We start from the raw sequence: 11954 nt of genomic DNA, 5'->3' as shown, positions 1-11954 counted from the left end.
GCCACGGTTATTTTGTGTGGTCGGAAGGCTGCGCTTAAGCAGTCTTGTATGGCCTGCTATCCTTGAGGATTCTATTAAGTCGGTTAGTCATTGATCGAGCAGCTTAGGACGTTTCCGTATTTACCTTCGACACCGAAAGTGGTATCCGCCGTACTTTCAGCTGGGGGTGTGACCTCAGGGTCTTGCAGGTCAGAAGCCGCGCACGGCAATGTAATCGTTGCTTCTTCTCCATACTCTGTGCCGTCCACGCTAGTTCTAGCTTCCACTTTTACATCTACCCAGGCACAGCTGCTTTGCGCGTAACGAATATCGAAATGTGCGGAGCCATCGGATGCGGTGATATTATCGTCAACAACTGCAACAGCGTCATTCGTTGGTTCGATGTTGCCAGAATTGTTGGTGTCCGATTCGCTGACATCGAGAATGCCGTTACCATTCAGGTCTTCAGATGGACAGGAGAATTCGTTGTCCGCCGCCCAATAGTCATATTCACCGTCATCGTCTTCGTCAATGAGTATAAAATTGCCTTTTCTGTAGGCAACTGGCGTTACAGATAACTCAACATCTGCTCCTTCCACTGGCTGTCCATTTGCGTCGCTTACAAATACCACCCAGTCCTTTACATAGTGATCAGCGTCTGGCTCTGCCAGTGTGTTACCGGTTCCAACAGTAAGACGGAGTGCTCCGTTTGAGACGGTTAAGGCAATGTCGTCGGATATGGCTGTGTTTTTAACTTTTGTTGAAATAATAACCCCATCTCGGCCGGTTGAACTCTGTCCAGCAGTGTAGGTAACCGATGAGCGACCTAGCGAGTCGGTGGTTCCTGTTGCGGAGGAGAGAACGCCGCCACTTACATCTGACTCGATCTTAAATTCGACGATCTTATTTTTGACCAAATTTCCCGCACTATCTCTTACGACCGCAGTTATGCGGGACTGTTCATTCGCTATGAGCTGTGTCTTGCTAGCTTGGGCTGTCACAAGAGCAGGCGTTGTGGCTACAAACTCTACAGTCTGTTGGGTTGAGATCGATACGTTAGTGTCTGGATCGGTAGCGTTTGCAACGATCGTTGCTGGACCAGCTGTGTCTCCCTGAATGGAGATGGTTGCATTGCCGTTTCCGTCTGTAATTGCTGTGGGGTTCGAGAGCGTGCCTCGTGTGCTCGCAAAAGAAATGCTTTCAGTTGCGATGCCTGCTCCACCAGCTGTCCACTGCAGTGTAACGTTTGCTGGAGTGTTAAGAGGGATTTCCTGGTCTACGCTAGGGGTCGAAAACCGGAATGAGTTATCTGAAACAGAGATTGTTGTAGACGTCGTTAGATCGCCCGAAAACGCGGACGCAGTAATGGTGTCGCTTCCTGAGGAATTTGCATCCAATGTAAATTGGATTTCACCACTGTCACCAGTTGTATTGGTGCTGAAGCTGATAGAGTTGTTTGGGTTGCTGTTGGTTATCGCAATTGTTTCAAGCGGAATGCCTTCGTTGGCCGAGTCGGCAAGGCTGGCTGTAAAAGTGGCTGAATTCCCTGCCGATACCGCGCTCGGGCCATCAAGTGATAAGGTTGTGCCGCTTATAGCAATAGAGATTGAGCTTTCCTGATTGCCAGCAGATGCGGAAACGGTCGCTATTCTATTGCGTGGATCATTAAGAGGTCTGAGGGATGCAAGTGCACTGCCGCTAGCGTCAGTAATCTCACGCTCTACTTGAAGAGAGGAGCCAGCACTTCCGCTAAATTGAACAGGAACGTCGGGAACCAAAATGTTGTCTTCGTCTCTCACGTAAACAAGGATTTCTGATTCTGCGTTTGAGGTGGTCCCTATTTGCACAGGGCTTGCACTGATGCTAAGAGATCCTACAGTAACCCCTTCTGGTGTGTCGGTTCCATCACTGCCCCCACTCTGATTGTCTGTACCGACTAGCTTGGAAGAGCTATCATCTCCTCCGCACGCTGCAAGAACCAAAACCAGCGAGACAGCTGACGCACGCGCTAGGATTTTCCCCGACATTATCTTTTTCTCCAGTTTCCGTATTGGCGGCACAACGCCTGTATATATTGCGGAATCTTGTTATCGACTGGATTCCGATTCAAAAAATTTTAAAGGCATTCCCTTATATTATGCAGAGATCATAGCACATAGTTTTTGAAGGAAACTCTTTAGGTGTGGGCTTTGTGAAAAAGTTTGTAACGAATCGCATTAACGAGTGTTGAGTCTCATATTAAGCTAAATTCCTTACCCTGTTTCCTGAGGGTCAACATCAATCATCCATTTGACCCCGGGCGGTCGTTTTCTCTGATCCAGCTCCTGGCAGATTCCTGACAGTAAATTGTTCAGGTGTTTTCGGTTTCGAGCGTTGAGAATGAGCTGTGCCCGGTATTTGTCGGCACGTCGGGCAATCATGGCAGGGAGTGGGCCCCAGGTTTCGATGCCAGTGCTGTTGGTGAGGGGTTTTATCGAATCCAGTACTTGCAGGCTCTTCTCCATGGTGTCTGCTTCGGCACGGAAGATGGCCATCGCGCGAAATGGTGGGAACTGACCTTCCTCGCGCTCTTTGAGGAGTTGCTCTGCGATATCAAGATATTTGCCCTCGCAGAGTGTTTTCAGTAGCGGGTGGTCGCTGTGGCAGGTCTGGATCAGGACTTTGCCGGGCTTTGTGCCACGACCGGCGCGACCACTGACCTGGAGAAGCGTCTGTATGAGTTGTTCGGGCGCCCGGAAGTCCACGCTGAACAGGCCTCCGTCGGCATTGACCACCACAACGAGCGTCACATTGGGGAAGTCGTGCCCCTTGGCCAGCATCTGGGTGCCGACAAGAACGCATGGTTTGCCGCTGTTTACCCGGCTCAGAATGCTCTGAATACTGCCCTTGCGTTGCGTGCTGTCGCGATCCACTCGCACAACCGGAGTGTCCGGGAAAGCTGTGGTGAGTATCTCTTCGGTTCTTTCGGTGCCTTGTCCCAGGGGCTTGAAAGCCGCGCTGTGGCATTTCGGGCAGTGTTCGGTGGCTGCCGTCTGATAATCGCAGTGATGGCAGCGCATTGCTCGGTCGCGACGGTGGTAGGTCAGGCGGGTGTCACAACGAGGGCACTCGACCATGTGACCGCAGTCAAAGCACATCATAACGGGGGCAAATCCGCGTCGGTTGACGAAAACCAGGGCTTGTTCGCCCCTGGCCAGGGTTTGCTGGATGGCATTCATTGCTGGCCGGGACAGGCCGCCTTCCAAAGGTCGGCTGCGGATGTCCAGCAAGCTGACCATCGGCGGTGCCGCCGCGCCTGCGCGCTCTTCAAGTTTTGCCAGTCGATATTTGTCCTGCTTTGCGTTGTGTATGGATTCCAGTGACGGTGTCGCGGATCCCAGGATTACAGGGCAATTATTCAGGTGAGCCCGGTAGACTGCCAGGTCGCGGCCCGAGTAACGGAAGCCATCGCCTTGCTTGTAGGAGCTGTCGTGTTCTTCGTCGACAATGATGGTGCGCAAGTTGGTAAAGGGGAGTAGCACCGCCGACCGGGTGCCTACCAGTATAACGGGTTCGCCGTTGCGGACTTTCAGCCATGTTGTCAGACGCTCTCCGTCGTTCAGGGCTGAGTGCCATACCACGATCCGTCTGCCGAAATAGTGCTCAAACCGAGCCACGGTTTGTGGTGTGAGATTGATCTCCGGAACCAGTATAAGGGCCTGGTCACGGGCACCAAGGTGTTGTTTCAGATAATGCAGGTAGATTTCGGTTTTTCCGCTGCCGGTGATGCCGTATAAAAGGGATGCGCCAAACCCTTCGCCTGGCGTTGTCAGTTCGTCTGCTGCCAAGGCCTGGGCACTGGACAGTACGGGGTGTCGGGCCAGGATTTCAGGCGCTTCATGGTCTGTCTCGGCGCCGGGAGTTGAAATGGTTTCTATGAGCCCCTTCTCCCGAAGGGCATTGAGTTGCGTTCGGCTGAAACCGGCCTTTATGATATCCGTTGCCGGTGCGCCATTGGTGTGGTGGCGGAGCCAGTCAATGAGCGCCTTTTGCTTATGGGCATTTGCCGGGAGTGATGCGTCATTATCGAGCGTTCTCCACCATTCGGCCTTTTTCGCTTCCGCTTTATTTCCTCGTCGAAGACCCGGGGGCAGGGCGGTGAAGAGGCATTCTCCCAGTGGATGCTGGTAGTAATCGCTCGCCCAGCTCAGAAGTCTGAAGGTTTCTTCGGGTAGTGCTGGCCATTCCTCGGTGACGGCTGTCACCGGTTTCAGGGTTATTCCCGGGGGAGGTTCTACGCCAGTCTGAACAACGAGGCCGGTCGCTTGCTGGCGGCCAAACGGGACTTGCACTCTCTGGCCCGGAATCAGCTCAAGGTGTTCTGGGACGATGTAATCGAAGAGTCGGCGCAGCGGACGATTCAGGGCAATGCGTGCTATCAGGGGCACTGAGTGTTCCATTGGGTTGCGATTGTCACGGTTTTTCCTTGTCCTGTTTTGGCTCGAGGCCAGCAGTGATGCCTCGGTCGGCGGATCCGAAATCAAGGTGTGGCTTGCCTGTAGTCGTATTTGCAAGTAAGATTCGCGAGCTGTTGCCGACAGGGCATGATTGTGCCCCGTCTTCTCAATTGATTCAAACATGCGGTGCCTGGCGCCTGGGTAAATATAAGCCCCGTGATCAGGTAGCGGCATGACCTAACGAGGTTCGCCATGAAAGAAGGTATTCACCCTAAGTACGAAGAAATTACCGCAACGTGTTCCTGCGGAAATTCATTCAAGACTCGTTCTACTTACACCCATGATCTGCAGTTGGATGTGTGCTCCCAGTGTCACCCGTTCTATACTGGCAAGCAGAAAGTGATGGATACAGGTGGCCGTATCGATCGCTTCCAGAAGCGGTTCGGTGGTCGTATCGGCGGCAAGAAAGAAGACTGATTGCTGCGGATCGAAAAAAGCGCCTTCGGGCGCTTTTTTTTGTGCCTGAATTCCGATATGTATTCAACAAGTACATACGCAATTAGCACTATTGACTGTTTGCGAAATGTTCATGGGCCACTTGTCGTTTCGAGTTTGGCGAGCCATAATGGCGCGCTCCGCTGGGCAAGCTCTGGCGGTTCATTACCTTTAAACGTGACAAACGGAACAGTGGCAATGTCTCAAGATCTGAAAGAAGCAGCCCTTGAATATCACGCCAAGCCGCGGCCTGGTAAGGTGAGCGTTGAAATCACCAAGCCGACCAAGACTTCCCGCGATCTTTCCCTGGCGTATAGCCCCGGGGTTGCCGAACCGGTCCGCGAGATCGCAAAGGACCCAGAGAATGCATACAAATACACCGCCAAGGGCAACCTGGTGGCTGTAATCTCTGATGGTTCCGCGATTCTTGGTCTGGGTAACCTGGGTCCGCTGGCAAGTAAGCCGGTTATGGAAGGCAAAGGCGTGCTGTTCAAGCGCTTTGCCGGAATTGATGTTTTCGATATTGAGGTCAATTCCGAGAGCCCGCAAGCGTTTATTGAAACAGTTGAGCGTATTGCGGATACCTTTGGTGGTATCAACCTGGAGGATATCAAGGCGCCTGAGTGTTTTGAGATCGAGCGTGCACTGATTGAAAAATGCAACGTGCCTGTCTTCCATGATGACCAGCATGGTACTGCTATTGTAACAGCCGCTGGCATGCTCAATGCCCTTGAGTTGCAGGGCAAAAAGATTGAAGAGGCGAGGGTGGTGTGTCTGGGTGCCGGTGCGGCCGCCAATGCCTGCATGAAGATTCTTGTCAGCTGCGGTATTCGCTCTGAAAACATCTACATGATCGACCGTAAGGGTGTGATCCACTCTGGTCGTGATGATCTGAATCAGTACAAGGCAATGTTTGCCACCGATACAGACAAGCGCACTCTGGACGACGCCATTGAAGGTGCTGATGTGTTTTTGGGGCTGTCTGGCCCGGATCTGCTGACGGCGGATCAGCTGAAGAAGATGGCTCCCAAGCCAATTGTCTTTGCCTGCTCAAATCCGGATCCTGAAATCAGTCCGGCAATTGCCCTGGCTGCCCGTGATGACTTGATCATGGCTACCGGCCGCTCGGATTATCCGAACCAGGTCAATAACGTGTTGGGCTTCCCGTTCATTTTCCGTGGGGCGCTGGATGTGCGTGCTACCACGATCAATGAAGAAATGAAGGTGGCGGCCGTCAACGCAATCCGTGAGCTGGCTAAAGAGCCTGTGCCTCAGGAGATCTGTGAGGCTTACGGTGTGGACAGCTTTGAGTTCGGGAAAGAGTACATCATTCCTAAACCGATGGATGTCCGCTTGCTTGAGGTTGTGCCGGCAGCTGTTGCTCGGGCTGCTGTGGATTCCGGGGTTGCCCGGAACGCATATCCTGCGCACTACCCGCTCAAATCGATGGATGACATTATCTGATCGATTGTTCGGAATGAAAAAAACCGGCGGTGATCCCGCCGGTTTTTTTGTGCCTGTCTGAAAATCAGAAGATTCGTCGTGACAAGTCGTCTTCTGCGGAGTCGCCGTTACGATCGCTCTCAGATTCTGATGTCAGAGGCGGCGGTGCATCTTCTTCCCGGAATACCTCAAATACACCGTCTTCACCTGGTCGCGCACGTTGTCCGGTGTTTGGATCAATGCGTATGTTCACGAGTCCATTGGGACGCGGCATAAAGGAAGAAGGGGTGCCCTCAAGCGACGCTTTCATGTAATCGAGCCAGATGGGCAAGGCGGTGCTGGCGCCAAACTCGCGTCTGCCGAGCGGAGCGGGCTGATCCAGTCCGACCCAGGTGGTTGTGGCTATATCGTGGTTGAAGCCTGCAAACCAGGTGTCTTTCTGTTCGTTGGTGGTGCCGGTTTTTCCTGCAATGTCGTCCCGTCCGAGAGCCAGAGCTCGCCTGCCTGTGCCGCGGCGGACAACGTCTCGCATCATCGAGTGCAAAATGAAGACGGCGCGTTCATCTGCCAGTCTGGGCATTACGCGAATCTCCGGTGATTCTTCGCTGGTTACCGAGGCGTCTGTGTTCGTGTCCGCCTCGCTTTCTTCTGTGCCGGAGGTCTCTTGCATTTGAAGCTCATCACAGGCGGTGTCACACAGGATGGTTTTCGGCGCCTGGTAGATGATCTCGCCGTTGAAGTCCTTGATGGTTTCAATCAGGTAGGGTTTCACGTCGTAACCGCCATTGGCGATAACGGCCATCCCCCTTGCCAGCTCCATGGGGGTGAGTTGTCCGCTACCCAGGGAGAGCGACAGGTTATCTGGCATATTTTCAACTGGGATTTTCAGCTGCTCAAGATAATTCAGAGTGTTCTTTATGCCGAGATCGCGCAGAAGCCGTATCGAGACGAGGTTGCGAGAACGGTAGAGGGCTTCCCGAAGGCGCGTGGGGCCATAAAATTGTCCGGATGAGTTCTGGGGGCGCCATGCGGTTTCCAGTTCCGAGTCGTCGAACACAATAGGAGCATCGTTGTAGATCGTTGCCGGCGTCATGCCGTTTTCGAGTGCGCTCAAGTAAAGAAAGGGTTTGAAGGTTGAGCCCGGCTGGCGGCGAGCCTGGATAGCCCGATTGTATTTGCTCTGGCCGAAGCTGTAGCCGCCGCTCAGAGCCTCAATGGCACCTGTTTCGGCCTTGAGGGAGATTAGCGCGCCTTCGACCCTCGGCACTTGGGCGAGAGCGACGTTTGCTGTGGCAGATTGTTCTGGCTCGCCGTTTTCAGGTCTGTTGTCGTTGCCTCCGTTATCTGGTGGCGTCAGGTTCGGGGTTTGAGCGCGCACATAGACAACATCGCCGGGAGAAACAACGTCTGACGGTTTTTCCGGCTCAGGACCTGTGTAGTTTTCGGTTTTGTACCGGCTTGCCCATGTCATGGTTTCGAAAGGCATTGTGGCCGGACCAATGCGGCGCGCGTGGACTCTCACCTCGGCTGCAGCGTCATCAACGTCCGTTACGATTGCCGGCAGCAATGACTCCACCCGCCGATAGTTCAGGACCAGGTCGGACAGTTCGCCGGAGGCCAGTGTTTCCGGGTCAATCTGCCCGATGGGGCCGCGAAAGCCGTGGCGTCGATCATAGGCTTCTAGTCCGTTTCTGAGCGCTTCTGTGGCAACCTGTTGTTTTTTGCCATCAACTGTCAGGGTGACAGTGTAGCCGTCGGTGTAAGCCTCTTCTCCGAATCGCCTAACCATTTCGGAGCGTGCCATTTCGGCAATGTAGTCGGCGTCAACTTCCGTTTCCGTGCTGTTATAGCTGGCCGTGATAGGGGCTGACACAGCGAGTTCGTGGGCATCCGGGGTGATGTAGCCCAGGTCGCGCATGCGTCCGAGAATCCAGTTTCTCCGGATCATCGCGCGATCCGGGTTGGCCAGAGGGTTGAAGGCTGAGGGTGCTTTGGGCAAACCGGCAAGCATGGCCATCTGGGCAAGTGATAGCTCGGCGACCGGTTTGTTGTAATAAACCTGGGCGGCAGCGGCAATTCCATAGGCGCGATTGCCAAGGTAAATCTTGTTCAGATAGAGCTCGAGTATGCGGTTCTTATCCAGTTCACGTTCAATCTGAAGAGCTAGAAGTATCTCGTTGAACTTCCGAATAAAGGTTCTGTCCCGTGACAAAAAGTAATTTTTTGCAACCTGCATTGTGATCGTACTGCCTCCGGACTGGATCCTGCCGGTTGAGACAAGTTCGATGGCAGCCCGCGCCAGGCCTTTGATGTCGACCCCGTAGTGCTCGTAAAAACGGGAGTCCTCAGCAGCCATAAAGGCTTGTAACTGAATTGTTGGGATCTGTTCGATTGTGATCGGTGCCCTTCTCTTTTCACCGAATTCTGCTATTAATCTGTTGTCTTTGCTATAGACCCGTAATGGCGTTTGGAGCTTGATGTCCAGAAGTTGATGTACGGGTGGTAGGCCAGGACGTAGGTAAAGATAGAAGCCTGAGGTTACGATAACGGCGACACTCAGTCCGGTAAGAAACAACCAGGCAAAAAGGCGAGATGTGCGCAACAAATGAGACATTTTTTTCTGACAACTGTTGGATATAGGTCTATCATTTGAGAAATTGCTTTAGGAAGGAAGAATCGCTTCGCTGTCGCAATAGTTCTCGGCTAAAAAAGAACAGGTATTGTAGACGGAATGTTGAAGGAATTCTCTTAAATAAAAAACACATAAGTTACGTAACCGGGTGCATCTAACCAGGTAATAGGGTGAGCGCGTGTTTGGATTAGGAAAGAAATCCAGTGCAGTGCTGGGCGTGGATATAAGCTCCAGCTCGGTCAAGCTTCTGGGGCTGTCAAAGCAGGGTGACCGGTATAAGGTCGAGAGCTACGCAGTTGAGCCATTACCGGCCAACGCTGTGGTCGAAAAAAATATTACTGACGTTGAGGCAGTGGGCGAAGTGATGAAGCGCGTTGCCTCAAAGTCTCGCTCAGGCGTCAAGCAAGTTGCAGTGGCCGTATCCGGCTCTGCCGTCATTACCAAGGTTATCCAGATGGACGGTGGCCTGAACGAATTCGAAATGGAAGATCAGATCGCTCTTGAGGCCGATCAGTACATTCCATACCCGCTTGATGAAGTGGCGATCGATTTCGAAGTTCAGGGACCCTCTGAAAGCAACCCCGATCAGGTGGACGTTCTCTTGGCTGCATGCCGGAAGGAGAATGTCGATATCCGTGAGGATGCACTCGAGATTGCTTCGTTGACGACCAAGGTGGTTGATGTCGAGGCCTATGCCCTCGAGCGCGCCTATGAATTGATCGAGCCCCAGCTGGACTCACAAGGTGAGGAGCTGGTGGTGGCGATTGTGGATATTGGTGCGACCATGACCACTCTGAGCGTTCTGGCCGATGGCAAGACCGTTTATACGCGCGAACAGATTTTCGGTGGCAAGCAGCTGACTGAGGAAATCCAGCGTCGCTACGGCTTGTCGCTCGAAGAGGCTGGCCTGGCCAAAAAGCAGGGCGGGTTGCCGGATGATTACGAATCCGAAGTGCTGACGCCATTCCGGGAGGCGGTGGTGCAGCAGGTTGCCCGGGCGCTTCAGTTCTTCTTTGGCGCCAGTCAGTACAATGCGGTTGATTATGTCGTCCTGGCGGGCGGCACTGCTTCGATACCGGTCCTGACAGAGATGGTTGAGGAGAAAACAGGGACGCCGGCACTGGTTGCAAATCCGTTTGCCGACATGGCTGTGGGGTCTCGGGTTAATGCATCGGCACTGAGCAATGACGCGCCATCTCTGATGATTGCCTGCGGCCTGGCAATGAGGAGCTTTGACTGATGGCAAAGATTAACCTTCGACCGTGGCGCGAAGAACTTCGTGCCGAGAGACAGAAGCAGTTCGTGGTTATGATCCTTGGTGCCGCGATCATTGCCGGTGGTCTCGTCTTCCTCTGGAAATCTGATATGGATAGCAGAATTGCCTATCAGCAATCCCGTAACGCTTACATCGAGACAGCGGCCAAAAAGCTCGACGAGCAAATCAAAGAAATTGAAGACCTCAAGCGTAAGCGTGATGAGCTTCTCGCCAGGATGCAGGTGATCCAGGATCTTCAGGGTAAGCGTCCGGTTATTGTGCGAGTCTTTGATGAATTGGTCAGGACATTGCCCGATGGCTTGTTTTACACAGATATCAGGCGCTCAGGTGATTCTTTAAGCATTGTGGGTATGGCTGAATCCAACAGCCGGGTTTCTTCGCTGATGCGTCAATTCGATGAGTCCGACTGGTTCACGGATCCCAACCTCGCTAACGTATCTGCCGCCGATGATCTTCGAGCGGGTTACAGCGAGTTCAACCTGTCCGTAAAACAAAAAACGCCCGAGCCCGAAGGGGAGGATGAATAATGAGCCTCGCGGACTCTTTCAAAAGCCTTAGTGAATTTGATGTCAATGATCTCGATATCAACAATGCGGGTATCTGGCCAGCGCCAGTCAAGGCCATCGTCGTATTGCTTGTTTTTGGGCTCATCGTCGGAGGCGGTTACTGGTTCGTTATCAAGGATCAGTATACGCAGCTTGAGCGCGTGGAGCAGACTGAGCAGGAACTGCGCAAAACCTATGAAGAGAAGGCCTATCAGGTAGCGAATCTCGAGGTTTTCAAGGCTCAGATGTTGGAAATGGAGGAGACCTTTGGTGCTCTGGTACGACAGCTTCCAAGTGAAACGGAAGTGCCGGGGTTGCTTGAAGACATTACCAATACGGCTTTGGGTAATGGTCTCGCGCTGCAAGAAGTGAAGCTGCAGCCGGAGCAGCGTCGGGATTTCTATTCCGAGCTGCCAATCAACATTCGGGTGTCGGGCTCTTATCATGAGCTGGCGTCGTTCGTTAGCAGCGTTGCGAGCCTGCCACGGATTGTGACGCTGCACGACCTGACCATAAAACCAATTGGCGTAGACGGAGATCAGCTTGATATGCAGGTTGTGGCTCGTACTTATCGCTACCGGGCTGGAGAGTGAGCATGAGAAAACAGCATGCGGTAAAGGCCTGGATGGGTATTTGTCTGGCGTCTCTCCTGACAGCCTGTTCCCAGGGCGGAGGATTCTCGGATCTTGATCAGTTCATGGCCGAGACGAGAGCAAAGCCGAGGGGGTATGTCGAACCTCTGCCGGAGTTCAAAGCCTATGAGGCTTTCAGTTACTCTGCGGCGGATCGTCGAGCGCCTTTTGAGCCGCCCATCGATGTGCAGTTGACTATGGTGGACGAGCAACCTGTCAGCGATGTTGAACCGGACCTGGATCGGCCGAGAGAAGTTCTTGAGAACTTTGATCTGAAAGCGCTTGAAATGGTCGGAACGCTTCAGGGCGCATCGGGTAACCTGTTTGCGCTAATTGAAGATGATACCGGCGGAATCCATAGGGTTCGTACCGGCAATTACATGGGGCAGAGCTACGGCCGTATTGTGGGCGTCAGTGAAACCCGGATTGAGCTCATTGAAATCGTTCCCAATGGCCGGGGTGGCTGGGTCGAGCGTCCTCGCTCCCTGACCCTGGATGAGGGCGCAGGCTAAGGAG

General features: G+C 53.3%; 9 protein-coding genes. 6 read left to right on the top strand and 3 right to left on the bottom strand.

Translation table 11 applies throughout. The annotated features are described in order from the left end of the window. Nucleotides 1-83: 83 nt before the first annotated feature. Both KO499_RS01170 and KO499_RS01165 read right to left on the bottom strand, forming a co-directional pair. The gene (locus KO499_RS01170; protein WP_215981931.1) at nt 84-2006 is read right to left on the bottom strand and encodes an Ig-like domain-containing protein; all 1923 of its coding nucleotides are present in this window, start codon (nt 2004-2006) and stop codon (nt 84-86) included. A gap of 225 nt (nt 2007-2231) precedes the next feature. Further along, complete coding sequence (locus KO499_RS01165) at nt 2232-4418, bottom strand: primosomal protein N' (protein WP_215981930.1); 2187 nt, start codon at nt 4416-4418, stop codon at nt 2232-2234. A gap of 249 nt (nt 4419-4667) precedes the next feature. On the opposite strand from KO499_RS01165, the gene rpmE reads away from it, so the two are divergent. Together rpmE and KO499_RS01155 are read left to right on the top strand one after the other, a co-directional pair. Further along, nucleotides 4668-4892, top strand: coding sequence for a 50S ribosomal protein L31 (rpmE, locus tag KO499_RS01160; RefSeq protein WP_215981929.1), 225 nt, complete (start codon nt 4668-4670; stop codon nt 4890-4892). Between the two features lie 216 nt (nt 4893-5108). Next, nucleotides 5109-6374: a malic enzyme-like NAD(P)-binding protein gene (locus KO499_RS01155; protein WP_215981928.1), complete on the top strand. Its 1266-nt coding sequence runs from the start codon at nt 5109-5111 to the stop codon at nt 6372-6374. 64 nt (nt 6375-6438) lie between these two features. Here the strand turns inward: KO499_RS01155 and KO499_RS01150 are convergent, their stop codons facing one another. Beyond that, a complete protein-coding gene (locus tag KO499_RS01150) occupies nt 6439-8967 on the bottom strand; it encodes a penicillin-binding protein 1A (protein WP_215981927.1) in 2529 nt (842 codons plus the stop codon). Between the two features lie 196 nt (nt 8968-9163). Here KO499_RS01150 and KO499_RS01145 point away from each other — a divergent pair, with 196 nt between their 5' ends. From KO499_RS01145 to KO499_RS01130, 4 genes are read left to right on the top strand one after another with little or no spacing between them, the layout of a single operon-like run. Continuing rightward, the gene (locus tag KO499_RS01145) at nt 9164-10225 is read left to right on the top strand and encodes a pilus assembly protein PilM (RefSeq protein ID WP_215981926.1); all 1062 of its coding nucleotides are present in this window, start codon (nt 9164-9166) and stop codon (nt 10223-10225) included. Further along, entirely contained in the window at nt 10225-10788 is a 564-nt protein-coding gene (locus KO499_RS01140) for a PilN domain-containing protein (protein ID WP_215981925.1), read from the top strand. Before KO499_RS01145 ends, KO499_RS01140 begins: the two co-directional genes overlap by 1 nt. Next, complete coding sequence (locus KO499_RS01135; protein ID WP_215981924.1) at nt 10788-11399, top strand: type 4a pilus biogenesis protein PilO; 612 nt, start codon at nt 10788-10790, stop codon at nt 11397-11399. Before KO499_RS01140 ends, KO499_RS01135 begins: the two co-directional genes overlap by 1 nt. A 2-nt stretch (nt 11400-11401) precedes the next feature. Further along, nucleotides 11402-11950, top strand: a complete 549-nt coding sequence (locus KO499_RS01130; RefSeq protein WP_215981923.1) for a pilus assembly protein PilP — start codon at nt 11402-11404, stop codon at nt 11948-11950. Nucleotides 11951-11954: the final 4 nt, after the last annotated feature.

Source organism: Marinobacter sp. F3R08, assembly GCF_018860425.1.
Taxonomy (GTDB): domain Bacteria; phylum Pseudomonadota; class Gammaproteobacteria; order Pseudomonadales; family Oleiphilaceae; genus Marinobacter.
This window is presented reverse-complemented; position numbering and strand designations above follow the sequence as displayed.